This is a genomic window from Streptomyces sp. NBC_01429, assembly GCF_036231945.1.
Taxonomy (GTDB): domain Bacteria; phylum Actinomycetota; class Actinomycetes; order Streptomycetales; family Streptomycetaceae; genus Streptomyces.
The window spans coordinates 1081742-1098969 of sequence record NZ_CP109599.1; the positions used below are offsets into that span (position 1 = coordinate 1081742).

18 protein-coding genes and 1 pseudogene are annotated in these 17228 nt (G+C 69.7%); 6 read left to right on the plus strand and 13 right to left on the minus strand.

Going from position 1 to position 17228, the window contains the following annotated elements:
• Window positions 1–54: 54 nt before the first annotated feature.
• The 7 genes from OG627_RS04650 to OG627_RS04680 all read right to left on the minus strand — a co-directional run bounded on the left by OG627_RS04650 (window position 55) and on the right by OG627_RS04680 (window position 4588).
• Window positions 55–498: a hypothetical protein gene (locus tag OG627_RS04650; protein ID WP_329061682.1), complete on the minus strand. Its 444-nt coding sequence runs from the start codon at window positions 496–498 to the stop codon at window positions 55–57.
• Complete coding sequence (locus OG627_RS04655; RefSeq protein ID WP_329061684.1) at window positions 491–1945, minus strand: replication initiator; 1455 nt, start codon at window positions 1943–1945, stop codon at window positions 491–493. Before OG627_RS04655 ends, OG627_RS04650 begins: the two co-directional genes overlap by 8 nt.
• Window positions 1946–2231: 286 nt before the next feature.
• Window positions 2232–2444: a hypothetical protein gene (locus OG627_RS04660; RefSeq protein ID WP_329061686.1), complete on the minus strand. Its 213-nt coding sequence runs from the start codon at window positions 2442–2444 to the stop codon at window positions 2232–2234.
• Window positions 2441–3793 carry an FtsK/SpoIIIE domain-containing protein gene (locus OG627_RS04665; protein WP_329061688.1) on the minus strand — a complete coding sequence of 451 codons (1353 nt, stop codon included), beginning with the start codon at window positions 3791–3793 and terminating at the stop codon, window positions 2441–2443. Before OG627_RS04665 ends, OG627_RS04660 begins: the two co-directional genes overlap by 4 nt.
• Window positions 3793–3996: a hypothetical protein gene (locus OG627_RS04670; protein ID WP_329061690.1), complete on the minus strand. Its 204-nt coding sequence runs from the start codon at window positions 3994–3996 to the stop codon at window positions 3793–3795. The genes OG627_RS04665 and OG627_RS04670 overlap by 1 nt, the downstream gene beginning before the upstream one ends.
• A complete protein-coding gene (locus tag OG627_RS04675) occupies window positions 3993–4190 on the minus strand; it encodes a hypothetical protein (RefSeq protein WP_329061692.1) in 198 nt (65 codons plus the stop codon). The genes OG627_RS04670 and OG627_RS04675 overlap by 4 nt, the downstream gene beginning before the upstream one ends.
• Before the next feature lie 5 nt (window positions 4191–4195).
• Entirely contained in the window at window positions 4196–4588 is a 393-nt protein-coding gene (locus OG627_RS04680; RefSeq protein ID WP_329061695.1) for an SCO3933 family regulatory protein, read from the minus strand.
• A gap of 190 nt (window positions 4589–4778) precedes the next feature.
• Here OG627_RS04680 and OG627_RS04685 point away from each other — a divergent pair, with 190 nt between their 5' ends.
• Window positions 4779–5513: a GntR family transcriptional regulator gene (locus OG627_RS04685; RefSeq protein ID WP_329072361.1), complete on the plus strand. Its 735-nt coding sequence runs from the start codon at window positions 4779–4781 to the stop codon at window positions 5511–5513.
• A gap of 1125 nt (window positions 5514–6638) precedes the next feature.
• Here the strand turns inward: OG627_RS04685 and OG627_RS04690 are convergent.
• Window positions 6639–7052, minus strand: coding sequence for a hypothetical protein (locus OG627_RS04690; RefSeq protein WP_329061697.1), 414 nt, complete (start codon window positions 7050–7052; stop codon window positions 6639–6641).
• A 143-nt stretch (window positions 7053–7195) separates the two neighbouring features.
• Between OG627_RS04690 and OG627_RS04695 the strand changes: the two genes are divergently transcribed.
• On the plus strand, window positions 7196–7459 hold the full coding sequence (locus OG627_RS04695; RefSeq protein WP_329061699.1) for a hypothetical protein: 264 nt from the start codon (window positions 7196–7198) through the stop codon (window positions 7457–7459).
• Between the two features lie 1009 nt (window positions 7460–8468).
• Here OG627_RS04695 and OG627_RS04700 read toward each other — a convergent pair.
• The gene (locus tag OG627_RS04700) at window positions 8469–8705 is read right to left on the minus strand and encodes a DUF397 domain-containing protein (RefSeq protein WP_329061701.1); all 237 of its coding nucleotides are present in this window, start codon (window positions 8703–8705) and stop codon (window positions 8469–8471) included.
• Entirely contained in the window at window positions 8706–9569 is an 864-nt protein-coding gene (locus OG627_RS04705; RefSeq protein ID WP_329061703.1) for a helix-turn-helix domain-containing protein, read from the minus strand. It abuts the gene before it with no gap.
• Window positions 9570–9773: 204 nt separating this feature from the next.
• On the opposite strand from OG627_RS04705, the pseudogene OG627_RS04710 reads away from it, so the two are divergent.
• Together OG627_RS04710 and OG627_RS04715 are read left to right on the plus strand one after the other, a co-directional pair.
• Window positions 9774–10229, plus strand: a pseudogene (locus tag OG627_RS04710) (ATP-binding protein); the annotation flags it as partial.
• 134 nt (window positions 10230–10363) lie between these two features.
• On the plus strand, window positions 10364–10813 hold the full coding sequence (locus OG627_RS04715; protein WP_443073415.1) for a hypothetical protein: 450 nt from the start codon (window positions 10364–10366) through the stop codon (window positions 10811–10813).
• Window positions 10814–10898: 85 nt separating this feature from the next.
• Here the strand turns inward: OG627_RS04715 and OG627_RS04720 are convergent, their stop codons facing one another.
• Window positions 10899–11657, minus strand: coding sequence for an SDR family NAD(P)-dependent oxidoreductase (locus OG627_RS04720; protein ID WP_329061705.1), 759 nt, complete (start codon window positions 11655–11657; stop codon window positions 10899–10901).
• 210 nt (window positions 11658–11867) lie between these two features.
• Here OG627_RS04720 and OG627_RS04725 point away from each other — a divergent pair, with 210 nt between their 5' ends.
• Window positions 11868–13118, plus strand: coding sequence for an ROK family protein (locus OG627_RS04725; RefSeq protein WP_329061707.1), 1251 nt, complete (start codon window positions 11868–11870; stop codon window positions 13116–13118).
• A 129-nt stretch (window positions 13119–13247) separates the two neighbouring features.
• Here OG627_RS04725 and xylA read toward each other — a convergent pair whose 3' ends face one another.
• A complete protein-coding gene (gene xylA / locus OG627_RS04730) occupies window positions 13248–14417 on the minus strand; it encodes a xylose isomerase (protein WP_329061709.1) in 1170 nt (389 codons plus the stop codon).
• Between the two features lie 247 nt (window positions 14418–14664).
• On the opposite strand from xylA, the gene xylB reads away from it, so the two are divergent.
• Entirely contained in the window at window positions 14665–16140 is a 1476-nt protein-coding gene (xylB, locus tag OG627_RS04735; protein WP_329061711.1) for a xylulokinase, read from the plus strand.
• Window positions 16141–16252: 112 nt separating this feature from the next.
• Here xylB and OG627_RS04740 read toward each other — a convergent pair whose 3' ends face one another.
• Complete coding sequence (locus tag OG627_RS04740; protein WP_329061713.1) at window positions 16253–17167, minus strand: LysR family transcriptional regulator; 915 nt, start codon at window positions 17165–17167, stop codon at window positions 16253–16255.
• Between the last annotated feature and the right edge of the window lie 61 nt (window positions 17168–17228).

Below are 17228 nucleotides of genomic sequence, written 5' to 3' on the forward strand. Positions count from 1 at the left end.
ACACGGGAGCCCCGGAAAGCCAACACGCTTTCCGGGGCTTTTTTGCGTCGACGCCTATGTCGGGAACACGGTCAGCATTGGCCGAGCATAGCGAAGGATCATGCCATTCAAAGCCACGACATCCATTGGCTCGACAGTTAGCAAACCTCGACCCATTCCGCCAATTCTCCCGAATTCCTCTTCCACGTCTCCCATTACTTCTCTCAGTTTCCAGGCTCGAAAATAAATTCCGAAAGAACCGAGATCTGTGAACGATGCCAACCGGAAAGCGATGGTATCCGTTACCGATTCGACAATGATATCTACAGTCGCCGACTCCGTACGCACTTCCAGTTGACCTATGAAAGGAGCTTCCTTTTTCTGAAACTTGCCACCCAGGATGCGTGACACGTTTCTCGCGACTTCCGGGTCATCAGTGGTGACGCGCCAATGAGGCGTTCCCCCTGCTAGGTCACCGGCCGGAGGGTCGAAGTGGAACCAGCCCACGGGCTCAGTCATCAGGTCCCCATTTCGTCGATCCTTTCTCGCGTCTGAGGTCCCGCAGAATGGCGAGGTCTTGGGCGATGCCAGCAGCGATCAGGGCCGCGCCGGAGGTATGGCCCGAGCCGACGTACCGCCATGCCGACAAGGTGACCGCGCTGGCGGTGTTCAGCGCCGGAACCGAGCGGTCGCGTGCGTGTTCGGCGCGTGCCGCGCGCAGCTCCCCGTACGTGGTCGAGTAGCGGCGGGATTTGGTGAGGATGTGACCCCGGTAGCCGAGCGTGTGAGCCCACGTGCGCAGCCGGAGGTGTTCCAGCCCCGGAAGGCCGCCCAGACGCCAGCAGGAGCCCATCAGGGCCCGCAGGTGGGCCGACACGGGCACTAGGTCCAGGTCAAGGGCTTCCCGAGTTCGTATCGGGTAGTCGATGCCGCCCGAGGCGTCTCCCACGCTCTTGGTCACGTACTTGGAGACGTACGCTGCCACGGCCTCATCGGTGAGGGGGCCGCCGTTGGCGAAGCCGGAACGGATGGGCCGTACGTCGAGTTGTTCGCCCCAGCGGAACACGTGCTCGCCAAGGCCAGGCATGTAGGGCATGGGGACGTCCACCAGGGCCGCAGCGGAGCGGACCGCGTCAGCAAGCAGTTGGGGTGTAGCCCAGTCGGGCGGAGGGGTGTTGGGACCGTCCGGGCCGTCGAGGCGGATCACGGCATGGAAGTGCACGGCGCCGCGCCGTTGGTACTCCGTGACCTTGGCAAAGCTTAGCCGCAGGTGATCACTTATCCGGGATTGGCGTATGCCGGCCGCCGTGGCGAGGTGACGCCGGATCGCCCGGCAAGTGCGGTTCCACAGTTCCCCAGCATGGGCGTGCCACAGCACGTGACCGGTGTAGTCGTAGCAGTCCGGGCACAAGGGTCGGCCCACTTGCTGATCGTCGTCAGCGTGGATGAGGCCGCAGCCGACATGGCGCCCGTGCTCGCAGCGACCGCCGTCACGGCGGGGACGACAGGGGCCGCCGTCCGGGGTGGTGCGATGGACCGGGCCGAAGGAGGGGGCTGTCAGGGTGGCGAACAGCCGGGGGTGAGTGGTGACCGCGTCGGGCACGCTCTTGCCGCCTGTCAGGCCCGCGCGCATCAGGTGAAAGGTGTCTCCCGCATGGAGCCGGGAGCAGGGACCGCAGCGAGAGGAACGGCGGTTGCGGCAGCGTACGGCGAGGCGCCCGCCCGGTTCGTCGGTGGTGTCGTACTGCCGCAGCACGGCCCCGGTGTCGGCATCGTGGGTAGTGGTGTGGCCGGACAGGTAGACGGGGTGGGCGCATCCACCGGTGGCCTTGATCTGGTCGAGCCAGCGAGGGAATCCGGGCTCTTGGACAAGGCGTATGAGGTCACGGTCTGTTTCAGAGAGAAGGCGCAGACGCGCCGACCGGTCAAGGACGGAGCGCCGCGCCTCAGCAGTGGTGGCGTACATGCCGGGCGGAGACCTTCCACGAGGGGCAGCCGTGCGGACTGCCGACGACGGATCGGAGAGGGGGATCACGCGGAAAGCTCCCTAGTGGTGTGTTGTGACTGGTGCAGTGTGTTGTGTTGTGACTGTGGCGTTGTGTTGTGAATGCCGTACGGTCAGCGGTCGCGGCGGGGGTTGCGGCAGCAGCGGCAGCGCCGCAGGTGGCCGCCGGTTGTGCGTTGCCGAGTACGTCGGCAGTACGGGCATCTGACGTAGCGGTGAGGCATCGTTCACCCCGTGGTCTGCGGCATTAGCCGAGTAGGCGCCCTACGAGCCAGGTAACTAGGCCGGAGATCATGTAGAACGCGGCTGTCTGGCTCATGTAGAAGCCGCACAGGAAGATCAGGCCCGCGCTCCACCAGACGACTTCACGCGAGCGGATGAGCAGGATGGTTGCCAGCAGGAAGACCAGCGCGAGAGGGAGCGCGGCAGCTTCCGACATGCCCCAGGCCAGGACTGTCATTCCCCGTCACCTCCCGTTTCCAGGGCGCTGCTGACACCGATGATGTGGGGTGTCAGGTGTGCGTCCCGCGCGGCGTATTCGCGTGCCGCAGCCGGGGTGACCAGGGCGGAGCGGGTACGCATCCAGTGCCCGCCGACCGTGGTCACGGCGACGCCCTGTTCGTCGTCCCCGATGGCTTGTGCGACCGCCACGGCGTCGGGCGAGAGGTCCCCGAGAGTCATCTCTGCTGTCTGTTCATCGTTGACCCGATGGCAGACACGGCCGCCGAGTTGAGCGCGTAGCGCGGTTGCACCGGGCCCCAGGTCTGAGCCGAAACGCTGTGCTGCGACGACCAGGTGGACGCCGAGCGCCGCGCCGAGCTGAGCGAGGCGAAGCAGCAGGGTCGAGCACTCCACCGCCTCTTTCCGTCCGGTGAGCGAGCCGCCCGACAGGTACAGTTCCGCGATCTCATCCACGATCACCACCACGGGCACCGGTCGCACGTCATCGTGCAGTTCCCAGACCGAGCGGACACCGGCCTTACGGCACTGGTACATGCGCCGCTCCACCTCTGTCACGAGCGCGGACAGCAGGACCACCGCCTCATCACGTGAGGTGGCCAGCGCCGACAGGCGACGGGCGAACAGGGAGAGTTCCATGCCTCCTTTGCAATCGATGGCGACCAGCCCAACCGGTTGGCCGCCCAGTTCGGTCAGCAGGGAGGAGAGCAGTGTTGACTTTCCCGACTGTGTGGCACCGGCGATCAGCCAGTGGGGCACCTTGCGGAAGTCCATGATCCATGCGGAGCCTTCACCGGTCCGGCCGACGATCGCGGCCAGCAGACGCGCGGGGGGCAAGACCGTCCGCCAATCGGCAAGCGCGCCCACAGCGGAGTCTGTCAGCGGGTCACTGGCCGTCGCGATGATCAACACTTGCCCGCGCTTGGGTGAGACCACCTTGACCATGTGGACCCGCCAGGCGTGCGCGAAGGCATCAGCGTTGGCGATGAACTCCCTGGGGGTCTGACCAGGATGCAGATGCACACGCACCACCAGGCCGTTGGGCGTCACCAGCGGCAGGCCCAGACGAGGCGGAAGGGGTCGCAGAGCCATCCCCCGAACCATCGAGTCCTTACCGATCATGGTGTAGCGCGGGCGCCGCACCACGCATAGATCGGCCGTTTGGCACAGCTTGCGCCACGTGGCGACCATGCGCAGGACCGTCAGCGGGTAGCCGCCCAAGTACCAGAGCCATGGCCCCTTCTGCGCCCGCCCGATCCAGTCAGGAAGGCGCGGTTGCCACCACCACTGGGACATCAGCGCCAGGCACAGCACGGCGGAGATCAGCCAGATGATCAGTTCCCATGGCATCAGCGACCACCCCCGCTACGGCGTTCCTGTCGATCTTTGAGGACTATTCGCGCGGAGTCGGCGGCCGTCGTCGCATGACGGAGCGTCAGGGCAAGTACGCCGTCCACCGCGTCACCGGCCGGAAGCGCCGACAGCAGCGATTCGCAGGCCGACAGCACCCGAAGGTCACGCATCAGGCGACGGACCGGATCAGCGTTGCTCATGCGGGGGTCCCCCCTTCCCGCGCCAGGATGAACGCCGCCATCTTGGACGCCTCATCGGTGTCGCGCACGAGCCGTTGCAGCGACACGTGGCGCGTGGCGCGGTCGAGGGGCGTGGAGTCGATGATGTGCGCGATGGTCGCCAGGCTGGTCAGCCGGTCGTACAGGGCTTCCCAGTCCCAGTCAGGCTCGGTCACCGCCGTCACTGGTCACCACCACCCGAAGCCGTCTTTCCCCGCCCCGCCGATGTTCCCGAAGGAGGAGCGGAGGGCGCCGCCGACATGGCGACGGGGGTCACGGTCGACGCGCGAAAGCTGGTTCCTTTGCGCCCGTCGATCTCCCAGGCCACCGCCACCAAGTCGTTGACGTGCACCCGCATGCCCTCTTCCAGGCCCGCAGGTTCACCCGGAGTCGCTACCTCGATCACGTCCGCGCGACGAGTGGCCTTCTGCCGAACGGACAGCCCCACCACGTAGATCACGTTACCTTCGCGATCCTTGCGAACTTCCCCGGTGTCTTGGTTGACGCGCGGTTCCGGAGGGACCACAACCATCAAAGACCCCAGGCGGGATACGTCAACTGGGATGTTCTGCACAGGTACTCACATCCTCTCTGAGTCGATCCGAACCAGCCGCGGCTTTGCAACTGCGACTTATCAGGACGAGTGCAAATCATGACTCAGACCCTCGTTGGATGTCCAGGACTTATCCTGACGAACACGAGGCGGAGCACCCAGGGAGCAGGCACACATGGCAGGCGACATCGTTCGTCCCAGCCCCATCTATATGCAGGTGGCCGACACGTTGAGCGGCGCAATCACCGCAGGCCAGCACGAGCCCGGATCTTTGCTCCCGAGCGAGACTCGGCTAATGGCCCGTTTTGGGATCTCACGCCCCACAGCGCGGGCAGCGGTCGGAGAGCTGCGGGCAAGAGGCTTGGTGGAGAGCAGGCACGGCCGAGGCACCTTCGTGCGGTCAACAGGGCTTCCCGCAACGGTAGTTGGCCGTTCCATCACGCAGCAGGGGCAGCGGTACGGGCAAGATTGGGAAGGCGTCGAGGCGGAGTATCCCGCCGTCACCCGAGGACATGCCACGGGAGTTGAGGCCGAGCTACTGGCCCGCGACGAGGAAGCCGTCTTTGTTGCCGAGCGTCTGCTGACGGACCGCGCAACCAGGGTCCGCGCGAGCCACAGCACCTTGATCCCCTTCGACACGGCCGAAGAGGTGCCCGCACTGGCGAAGTCGCCCGACATGGCACCCACCGCCATCTACGACGCACTAGCCGCCGCAGGGCACAAACTCACCTGGACTGAGCGCGTCACCGCCCGCAGCCCACGCCCCGACGAGCGGGCAGCCCTCGGCATGAGCGACAGCAGCCCGATCCTGATCACGTACCGAGTGACTGCGACAGCCACCGGCCGCCCGCTGATTCTGGAGAAGCTGAGCATCAGCGCGGACCAAGCCCAGCTCTCGTACCGCATCAGCCCGACCAAGGTCACCAAGCGCCGGGGACCGGTCTAACCTTTCTCTACTTACTCAAGGGCGCGCCTACGGCGCGCCGGACGGCCGGGCGCCCCCGGCCGGGCATGCGGCCTGACGGCCGGTCCCGGCCGCGCGCCCGCCGCCCTTCACCAGGCCCGCGCCTGAGTCGTACCAAGGCCGACGAGCGTCCCGCCCAACAGCCCTTTCAGGCCGAGGCGTCAACGTGTGCACGTATCCGCGTGTTCCCGCTGCCTGGCTCCAGCGGAACCGGGACCGGGCGCGTAGATCGCCCGGCCGCATCCGGAGCAGGTCACCCACTGGTGCCCCCGCCCGTCCTCTTCGACCGCGACCCGCCCACGCCCCTTGCTCCGCAGCACCCGGCCGATGGTCTTCCCCTTGCGCGCCATCACAGCCCCTTCCCGGTCCGTCCGTCCGTCCGTCCATGGTGCCGCCGTTCACCCGCCGTGGGCCAGGGGTGGACGGCAGGGCGGACCGAGGCTTTAGGCAGCCACCATGGGGCGAGCCTCCAAGACCAGGGGGCCAATCGGACGCAAACGCGGGCAGGTCCACAGACCGCCCGATTCGCCGCAGGAGCGTAAGGCCCCCTGGTCTCTCGCCCCATGGCAGCTCCCGCCCAAAGCCTCGGCCCGCCCCGCCGGCCACGTGCCCACCAGCAGCTCGGCAGCCGCCGCCCGTTCACCCGCTACCCCGCCGCAGCGCCCGTGCCACCAGACGCGCCCCCGCAGGCGTCGCCCGCAACCGGACAGCCGCCCGCCCTTCCCCATCCGTGCTCGCCACCGCCCACAGCTCCCCCGCGTCCACCCCCGCCGCAGACAGCGCCTCATTGATCTCCGCCACCGCATCCCGCGCCGCGCGCCACTCCCCTACGTAATCCTCCCCCGGCAGCCACAGCAGGCCACTACCGCACCGTTCGTTCCCTGCCGCCCCTCTTCTGCGTCTCTCATTCATGACCATGTCCCCCAAACATCCGAATGCCGTTGCGACAGCAAAGCTAGATGATTTCAGCCACGAACACGACCCCCCGCCAGCCAGCAACCAGCCCGCCAACGCCAGTGCGGCCCCTCCCTCTGACTAGGGGAGGGGCCGCACCACGCGTCGTTCACAGCGGGCAGTCACCACCAGGAGCACCCACCCGCGAGGCGATTATGCGAGGTAGGACTTCCAGACGTAGCCCCGCGTCATCCTCGGCAAGCCACCCTTGCTCTTGATCTTGAGGACCACGCCGACCCACCCCGACAGCCGGTACGACGACGTGAACGTCTCGCGGATGAACACGCGATCTCCGTCGTAGAGAAGCCCCTTGACGTAGCCCCCGTAACCCGGAGTGGAGCGCAGCCGCAGCCCGTTCACAGCTACCCACTTGCTCGAACCGGCAGTGATCTTGCTACCCACGGTGGTTGCGCTAGTGGCACCAACAGCCACGGGCGCAGCAGTCGCCGACGAGGCAGTCACCCCCACCACGGCCAGCAGCACAGCCACCGCCGCAGCCAGCGCGGCGCCCAACTTGCCATAGATCTTGTGCATGTTCAGCCCTTCGGCTCGCACGACGACGAGCACCAAGCCAGCTCACTAGCCCGGCTCTCGTCCTGATGAGTCACGAGCATGTGCGTGTGCACCAGCAAACGTCAAGAGCAAATAGCAAACCGGTTGAGGCGACTCAACACCTCTCAGCCGCACTCGGACCGTGTCAGCATGAACGCATGATCACGGTGAAATGGGTACTGGAGGGACACGGCGCAGGCACGGAACGGGTGCCCGACACAGACGCAGCCGCGAACGTCATCGCTGCCGCTTTGCGACAGGCGACACGAACTCAAAGCCCGGACGCGCAGGCACACGTTCTGCTGACAGTTTTGGCGCCGCTACGAGCCAATATGCAGCGCGAAGGGGCTGATCACATTGCGCAGGGCCGAAGTTGGCAGGATCGCAATGGTCCCCTTTTCGTAGAAATCCAGCCAGGGTGAGTCTTAGGCTGTGCCTATGGCACATCACACACTGCACAGGGGAACACGGGCCCGATACAGGGTCCTGTACTCGAAGCTATCGGGCGCGTACCTGATCGCTGACGAGTTGCTGGGAGATGCGATCTGCTCCCTGCCCGACGAGACGGGAAGGAATGTTCGGCTCAAGTTCCGCACCGGAAAGGCCGCGCGGGATTGGCTGGCCGCATGTGGCACTGCCGGGGGTTGGTGGGGGCCGCAGGATCGCTACGAAGTGCGAGAGGAAGCAACACGGTACGTGATCATGGATCTGACGTTCCGTCAGCCATGCTCACTGCACGGACGCAAGCTGTCGTGGGACACGCGCAAAGAGGCAAGTGATTGGTTGGTGCGCTGCTACCGCGCTTGGGGCGAGAGTCCCGCACTGGGGGACAATCCGCCGCCGGAGTCGCAATGGGGTAAGCGGCGCTACACACCCAGCCAGTCACGTTCCCCGTGGGAGACATACCGCCCGCGCCCCGAGGCATACGAAGATCCCTCCGGGCGCCAAGAGGGCTAGGGGGTCCCCGGACAGGCTTAGTGCCCGGGGACCCTTGACCCACACCCTAGATCAACTCTCCACCCATCAGCCCCAGTTCACCGGTATAAGCACGGTGAGCTGGGGTTTTCCTGTCTGGACAGGCCGGACATAGCGCGGCGCCGCACCACACCTGAAAGTGCTGCGACGCCGCGCTTCCCCGTTGTCGGATACGTCCGGTGGATGCATGGCCCACAGGGGCGAGGTTCGAGCAGCTCCGACACGCCACGCGTACCTCATCATGCAGTCTCACCAGGGGCTTTACCTCTCAGAGAGGTTGGTCAGCCGCTCCCTGGGTAGACTCTATTTAGAGGAAGTAGCCGCCCAATAACCAGTCGTAGACCCGGGCGGGATGCGGCGTGGTGGTGTCGATCGGGTCGGGCCCCGTCATGTGCGCTCCCTGGGTCTCAGGTCGATGGGCGGAACGGTGGGGCGGTACAGCTGAGACGGTCGGGATCAGGTGAGCAGGAAGTCCGCCTGACCCGACTTGGCTCCCTGGATGAACGCGGCGATCTCACTGGTGGTGTAGATCAGCGCGGGCCCGTCGGGATCGGCGGACTGGCGCATGGCGACTCTGCCGTCGGCCAGCTTCATGGCCTCGATGCAGTTGCCGCCGTTACCGCCGCTCCACGGCTTGTGCCAGCCCTCGGCGCCGAGGTCGGCGGCGGGCATGCCGTTGTATATGGGATCCATTCACAGCTCCTTGCGGACATCCTTGAGGATCTCCTTCGTGCGTTGTGCAGTCGCGGCCTGAGCCGCCATCCGGTCCATGACCTCCAGATGGGTGGCCACTTCGGGACGGGCATCGAGATATACGGCGCCGGTCAGGTATTCGCTGTAGACCATGTCCGGCAGTTCCGGTACGGCGAAGCGGAAGATCACGAACGGCCCGTAGGTACCCGGGTGGTGCCCGCTGGAGAACTCCGCGATCTGGATCGTCACATGGGGCAGGGCGGTGGCTTCGAGCAGCCGGTCGATCTGTCCGCGCATGACGTCCGGGCTGTCCCCGACGGGGCGGCGCAGCACGGTCTCATCCATGATCACCCAGAATTTGGGCGCGTTCTCACGGGTCAGCAGTGACTGGCGTTCCATCCGGAGCGCCACATGGCGTTCGATGTCGTCCGGCTGGGCCTGTCCCACGGCCCCGGCGATCATGACGGACCGGGCGTACTCCTCGGTCTGGAGGAGTCCGGGGACGAAGTGCGGCTCGTACGCCCGCAGCAGCGCCGCGGCACCCTCCAGGCTGACGTACATGCTGAACCAGTCCGGCAGGATGTCGTGGAAGCGCTGCCACCAGCCGGGCTTGTTCGCCTCCTCGGTGAGTTCGACGAAGGCGTCGGCCTCGTCGTCCGGGATGCCGTACGCCTTGAGCAGCAGCTGCACATAGGGGACCTTGAGCGCGACCTCGGCCGTCTCCATCCGGCGGATCGTCGCCGGAGCCACCCGCAGAAGCCTGGCGGCCTCCTCGCGTTTCAGGCCGCGGCGCTCACGCAGATCTTGCAGACGTCTGCCGAGCACGACCTGTCCCACGGTCGGGGCGGACCGCGGTTCACTCACTTCTACCTCCCCACGCACAGTTGGCAGCAGTCTGCCATGCCTCCAGGACGAAGAACACGGCACTCTGAATTTTTCAGAGTGCCACTTGCCAAGTGTCCTCGGCGGGTGGAGAGTGGATCGGTGAACCAGTACACGCGGTTGTCGCGCTCAGCCATGGGAGAGGCCCGCGCTCATCCGCTGCTCCCCCACCGTTAGGAATCGGTCGTGGCACCTGGTAACGCGCTCACCCCCCAGCTCATCGCCCTGTGCCCCGGCAACGTCGTCCGCCGTTACGGGTTCCAGTTGCCGGCCCACGCCGAATCGGTCGGCCGTGCGAGACAGCTCACCCGGGACCGGCTCGCCCATTGGGATCTGGACGAGCCGACCCGCGAGACGGCGGTCCTCGTCGTGTCGGAACTCGTGACGAACGCGGTCGTGCACGCGGCGGGCCACCGGGTCGTCTGCGAGCTGCGCGAGGGCGAGGGACATCTGCGGATAGCCGTGGAGGACCAGGGATACGGACCGACGGGACCACAGCTGCACCACACCGGCGTCGACGAGAGCGAAGGTGAGGGCGGCCGCGGTCTCTTTCTCGTCGACTCCCTGTGCAGCGGCTGGGGCGCCCACGACACATCCGGGTACGGCCCCGGGCGTGTCGTCTGGGCCGAGCTGCCGCACGGCGGCCGGGCGGGCACGGGCGACGCGCATCCGGGGACACCCGTGTACGGCGTGTCGCACGGAACGAACGGTGTGCCGCACGGAGGCAACGGCGTGTCACGGGGATCGAACGGCGCGTCGCGCGGATCGGGGACGCCGTGCTGAGGAGCGCCCTGCACCGCCTCTCCCGGGGCCTGCGCGACCACCCCGCGGCCGACCGGGCCGAGCTGCCCGGCCGGGTCGAGCTGCCGCTGCCGCCCACGCTGCCGGCGGCGCTCGGGTGCGACGCGGTCGGTGTCCCGGCGGAGCACGGCTTCCGGCTGATGGCGCGGCTGCCCAGGACCGGCTGCGTCTTCGCCGACGCGGACTGGTGGTGGTGGATCGTCCCGGCGGGCTCGGACCTCGATCTGACCTGGCCGTCACCGGCCCGCTACATCACGGGTACGGCCGTACCGGCGGCGCACCCCAAGCTGATCCACTGGCCCGAGGCGCACACGCCCTACACCCCGCCCATCCCCTTCTACCTCATGGTCTGCCAGCTCTCGGGCACGGCGCCCGCCTGGGCGCGGGACGGGGCCTCCCAGGCGCTGACGCCCGCCGGCGAATAGGCGGAGAGGTGGCGGGGCGCCCGTGCCGTACGGGCGCCCCGCCACCTTCGTGCGGCGCTCGGGCCGAGGCTTCAGGCCCGGGACTTCACGCCGGGGACTTCACGACGCTCCAGCCGCCGTCCACGACCAGGCTCGACCCGGTGATGTACGACGCCTCGTCGGCCGCCAGGAAGGCGATCGCCGCGGCCACCTCCTCCGGCCTCCCGAAGCGGCCCGCCGCCGTCCCGGCGGCGCCACGCTCGCGCTCCTCCCGCGGTGCCTCCTCCCAGGCGGTGGTGAGGATCGGCCCCGGCAGCACGGCGTTGACCCGTACCTCGGGTCCGTACTCCACGGCGAGCTGAGCGCAGAGCGAGAGCAGCGCGCCCTTGCCGGCGGCATACGCGGGATGGCCGGGGACGCCCTTGTGCGCGTGGACCGACGAGGTCAGCACCACCGAGCCGCGCCGCTCTCGCAGATCGGGCAGCACGGCTCTGAAGCCGAGGAAGCCGCCGGTGAGATTGACGGCCAGCTGCCGTTCCCAGGAGGCCAGGGACAGCTCGTGCGCGGGGGCGACCTCCGTGGTGTGGGCGTTGCTGACGAGGACGCCGACGGGCCCGAAGGTGTGCGCCGCCGCCATGATCCGGTCCCAGCCGTCCGGGTCGGCGACATCGGCGGCGACGAAGGCGGCGCGACCGCCGTAGGCGCGTATCCGCGCGGCGAGGGGGACGCCCCGTTCCCCGTCGAGGTCGGCGAGGACGACGGAGGCACCTTCGGCGGCGAGCCGCACGGCGGTGGCGGCGCCGACGCCCGAGGCGGCTCCGGTGACGACGGCGACGCGGTCGGAGAAGCGGGCGGCTTCGTTCATGGGGCGGTTCGACTCCCTGATGAGGTGCGTGGACTTGACGAGGTGCGTGGACGTACGTGGAACGGTGAGGAGTACGGCTGAAAGGGTGCGGATGCTTCACCGCCTCCCCGGCGGCATCCCCGGCGACCCGTCCGACCGTACGGGTGAACGGCGGCGCCGACGCCGAGCGCCGACGGCCCGCGCGGCCGATCGCATAGGCTCGTGCGGGACATGAACAGCAACCACACCTCCCTCGGCGCGAAGGCCGACAAGGAGACCGTGCGCCGGCACAATCTGAGCCTCGTGCTGCGGGCGGTACGGGACGAGGGCGAGGCGACCAGGGCCGGCGTGGCGGGGCGGGTGGGGCTGACCCGGGCGGCCGTGTCGTCGCTGGTCGAGCAGTTGCTGGACAGCGGGTTCCTCTCCGAGTCCGGGAAGACGTTCAGCGGGCAGGCCGGCCGCCCCGGCACCGTGCTGAAGGTGACGCGCTCCGGGCCGGCCGGAATCGGTGTCGAGATCAATATCGACTACGTGTCGGTGTGCGTGGTCGACCTCGCGGGCACCGACCGGGTCCGGCTGACCGAGCACCTCGACAACCGGGGTGCCGCTCCCGCCGGGGTCCTGGCGCGCGGCGCGCGGATCGCCGCGCGGACCCTGGAGTCGGCGGCCGAGCAGGAGTTGCACCCGGTGGGGGTCCAACTGGCCCTGCCGGGGCTGGTGTCGGGCGGTACGGTCCGTCAGGCGCCCAACCTGGGCTGGAACCGGGTCCCCGCCGAGGAGCTGTTCGCCCGCGCGCTCGCCGGGCTGCGGCCGGACACGCCCGCGCTGCCGGTGAGTTCGGAGAACGAGGCCAATCTCGCGGCGCTGGCCGAGCTGTGGTTCGGCGATCTGGGCCCGATCCGTACGTTCCTCTATCTGACCGGCGAGATCGGGGTCGGCGGCGCTCTGGTGCTCGACGGGGAGCTGTTGCGCGGGGCGCACGGCTTCGCCGGGGAGATCGGGCATGTGGTCGCTGACGCGACGGGTCCGCTCTGCCGGTGCGGCTCGCGTGGCTGTCTGGAGCAGTACGCGGGCCTCTCGGCGCTGCTGCGGGCGGCCGGTGTCGACGAGGACTCCGGCGCGCCGGGCCTGGCGGAGCTGGCGCGCCGGGTGACCGCGGGCGACCCGCTCGCGGTGGCCGCCGTCGAGCGGGCCGGGACGATGCTCGGCCGGGTGCTGTCGGGCGCGGTCAATCTCCTCGACCCGGACGCGGTGGTGCTGGGCGGGATCTACCGGGAGCTGATGCCCCGGCTGTCACCGGCGGCCGACCGGGAGTTGACGGCCCGGGTGGTCTCGGGGCTGTGGCCGCGCGACAGCGGACGGCTGCGCGCCTCCTCCTCCGCCGGTGACGCGGCACGCGGCGCCGCGGCCCTGGTCGTACGGTCGGTGCTGGCCGATCCGGTGGCGTACGCGGGGCGCGGGGCGCGGCGGGGGACGGACTGAGACCGGCCGGCCGAGCGCCACGGCGACCCGCGTCTCCCCGTACCCCGGGGTTCCCCCGTACCCCCCGTACCCCTCGCCGCGTCCTGTCGTACCCGGCCCGGGCCCGTCATCGGGCCCGGGCCGCCTCGGTCAGCGCGCGCCCAGCAGGTGGTCCATCGCGAGCTGGTCCAGGTGCTCGAACGCCATGCCGCGGGCACCCGCGGCCTCGGGGTCGAACTCCTCGTACGCGGTGCGGTCGGCCAGCAGCCCGGCCACCCCGTCGGCGGCGGTCGGCTCGGCCAGCTGGTCGAGACGCGAGGCGCGCAGCGCCTCCTGGACCAGCGGATCGGCGCGGAAGGAGGCGGCGCGCTCCTTGAGGATCAGGTAGTTGCGCATGCACCCGGCGGCGGAGGCCCACACCCCGTCGTAGTCCTCGGTGCGCGGCGGCTTGAAGTCGAAGTGCCGGGTGCCCTCCCAGCCCGCGGTCTCCAACAGGTCGACCAGCCAGAAGGCTGCCCGAAGATCGCCCGCGCCGAAGCGCAGGTCCTGGTCGTACTTGATGCCGTTCTGGCCGTTGAGGTCGATGTGGTAGAGCTTGCCCGACCAGAGCGCCTGGGCGACGGAGTGCGGGAAGTTCAGCCCGGCCATCTGCTCGTGGCCGACCTCCGGGTTCACGCCGTACAGCTCGGGGCGCTCCAGCCGCTCGATGAACGCGAGGGCGTGGCCGACGGTCGGCAGCAGGATGTCGCCGCGCGGCTCGTTGGGCTTGGGCTCGATGGCGAAGCGCAGGTCGTAGCCCTGCTCCGTGACGTACTCCCCGAAGAGGTCGAACGCCTCCTTCATCCGGTCGAGGGCGAGCCGTACGTCCTTGGCGCCGCCCGACTCCGCGCCCTCCCGGCCGCCCCAGGCGACGAAGGTCTTCGCGCCGAGTTCGGCGGCGAGGTCGATGTTGCGCAGCACCTTGCGCAGCGCGAAGCGCCGGATGTCGCGGTCGTTGGCGGTGAGGCCGCCGTCCTTGAAGACCGGGTGGGTGAAGAGGTTGGTGGTGACCATGGACGCGACCACGCCGGTCGCGTCCAGCGCCTGCCGGAAGCGCTTGATGTGCGACTCGCGCTCGGTGTCGGACGAGCCGAACGGGATGAGGTCGTCGTCGTGGAAGGTCACGCCGTACGCGCCCAGCTCCCCGAGCCGCTGTACGGACTCGACGGGGTCCAGGGCCGGGCGGGTGGCGTCGCCGAACGGGTCCCGGCCCTGCCAGCCCACGGTCCACAGACCGAAGCTGAACTTGTCCGCGGGGGTGGGTGTGAAGCGTTCCGTCATCCTCTGGCCGCCTTCGATGGCTAGCTCCGGCACGCGCCGGACCTATTTGTTTACTGACATGACTAATAAAGCACGGAGTGCGGGCGGGCAAAAGACCGGAGGACGACCCGGAATTGTCCCTACCCTCATCCGGAGGGGACCGAGCGGCCGCCGAGGTTGTCCGGGGGTTGATCGTCCTCGCTGTTCCCGTGCGTCGCACCATCGCGTAATTTGTTCCTCCAGATCCAAAAACCGGAGGTAGAGCCGCATGTCGCAGAGCCAGGTCGTCATCGGCGTGGACAGTTCCACCCAGTCCACGAAGGCCGCCTTCACCGACGCCGCCACCGGCCGGCTGCTCGCCGTGGGCCGCGCGCCGCACCGGGTGACCGGGGAGGGCGGCGCGCGCGAGACGGACCCCGAGGTGTGGTGGACCGCGCTGCGCGACGCGGTCGGCGCCGGACTCAAGGAGTCCGGCGTGGAGCCCTCGGCGGTCATCGGCATAGCCGTCGCCGGACAGCAGCACGGACTGGTGGTGCTGGACGGCGCCGGGCGGCCGCTGCGCCCGGCGCTGCTCTGGAACGACACCCGCTCGGCCCCGCAGGCCGCCGCGCTGACCGAGACGCTCGGCGGCCCCGACGCCTGGACGGCGCGTACGGGCTCGGTGCCGGTGGCGTCGATGACGGCCTCCAAGTGGCAGTGGCTGCGGGAGAACGACCCGGCCGTCGCCGACGCCACGGCCGCCATCAGGCTGCCGCACGACTTCCTGACCGAGCGGCTCGCCGGCACCCCCGCCACCGACCCCGGCGACGCCTCCGGCACCTGCTGGTACTCGACGGCCACCGGTGAGTACGACGCCGAACTGCTCGCGCTCCTCGGGCTCGACACCGATCTGCTGCCGCCCGTCGCCACCACCGGCGCAGCGCGGATCGGCTCGCTCACCGCGGCGGCCGCCGCCGAACTGGGCCTGCCCGCGGGCATCGCCGTCGCCGCCGGTACCGGTGACAACATGAGCGCCGCCGTCGGCCTGGGCTTCGGCGGCGCCGGGCTGCTGGACCACCCGGTGCTCAGCCTGGGCACCTCGGGCACGGTCTTCGCCGCGACCCGCACCCGCCCGGGATCCGCGGCGCTCGCCGGGTTCGCCGCCGCCGACGGTACGTATCTGCCGCTGGCCTGCACCCTCAACTGCACGCTCGCCGTGGACAAGGTGGCGGCGCTGCTCCGCCTCGACCGCGAGGACGCGACGCCGGGCGGCGAGGCCGTACTCCTGCCGTACCTGGACGGCGAGCGCACCCCCGACCTGCCGGCCTCGTCGGGGCTGCTGACCGGCATCCGGCACGACACCACGCCGCAGCAGCTCCTGGGCGCCGCCTACGAGGGCGCGGCCGTGACCGTACTGCGCGCCCTGGACGAGGTCATGCGCGCCTGCGGTCTCGACCCCGCCGCGCCCGAGGTCGCCGGCCGCCCGCTGCGGCTGGTCGGCGGCGGCGCGCAGGGCCGGATGTGGGTCGAGACGGTGCGGCGGCTCTCCGGCCGTCCGCTGATCGTCCCCGCCAGCGGCGAGCTGGTCGCCCTCGGCGCTGCGGCGCTGGCGGCGGGCGCGGCCACGGGCGAGGACCCGGTGACCGTCGCGACATCGTGGGAGACGGGCGCGGGCCCGGAACTGCCGCCGGTGGAGCGGGACACGGAGACCTGGGAGCGGGTGGGCTCGGTCCTGGACAGGGCGGCGCCGAGTCTGCTGAGCTGAGCCGAGCCGGACGAGGCCGCTTCGGACGCACGGCCCGATCCGTGCTCCCTCGTGCACCGGGCCGTTACGCGTCCAGGGACCTTACGTCCAGGGCCCCTTACGTCCAGGAAGCTCAGCCCGTTCTGAGTCCGCCCGCCGCCAGCGACAGCGCGTCGAGCAGCGGGCGGATCAGCGGGTGGTTCTCGGCGCCCCTGCGGACCGCGGCGAAGACCCGGCGGGTGGCGGCCGGACCCGCCACCGGACGTACGACCGTCCCCTTCAGCTCCATGCCGCGCAGCGCCGAGCGCGGGACCAGCGCCACCCCGGCGCCGGCGCCCGCGAGGGCGACGACCGCGCGGAAGTCGTCCGAGAAGTGCGCCGGTCTCGGCTGGAAGCCCGCCAGTTCGCAGGCCAGTTGGATGACGTCGTGGCAGGGGTTGCCGGGGTACGGGCCGATCCAGTCGCTGTCGGCCAGCTCGGCGAGCGCCACCCGCGGCGCGAGACCGAGCGGGTGCGCCGCGGGCAGGACCACGTCGAACGGCTCCGCGTACAGCGGCACCCGGGAGAGCCGGGGGTCGTCCTCGCGCGGCGCGCCCCGGTACTCGACCGCGACCGCCAGATCGGCCTGTCCGCCGAGCACGAGCGGCAGGCTCTCGTCGCCCTCGGCGTCGCGTACCCGTACCCGTATGCCGGGGTGCGCGCCCGCGAGCGCCTCGACGGCCGGGGCGAGCACCTCCGCGATGCCGGTGGCGAACGCGGCGACCGTGACCTCGCCCGCCGTGCCGCCCGCGTAGGCCGCGAGTTCGGCCTCGGCGCGCTCCAGCTGGGCGAGGACCTCGTGGGTGTGGCCGAGCAGGATGTCCCCGGCCGCCGTCAGCCGCACACCCCGGCCGCTGCGGGTCAGCAGCGCGTGGCCGGTCTCCTGTTCCAGGGCGGCGAGCTGCTGGGAGACGGCCGAGGGCGTGAGGTAGAGCGCGGCCGCCGCGGCGGTCACCGTACGGTGGTCCGCCACGGCCCGCAGGACACGCAGCCGCCGGGGGTCGATCACGCAGGCCATCCTGCCAGGCCGAGAGGTATCGACCGAATCGGCCCGGTTGGCCCCTGTCGTC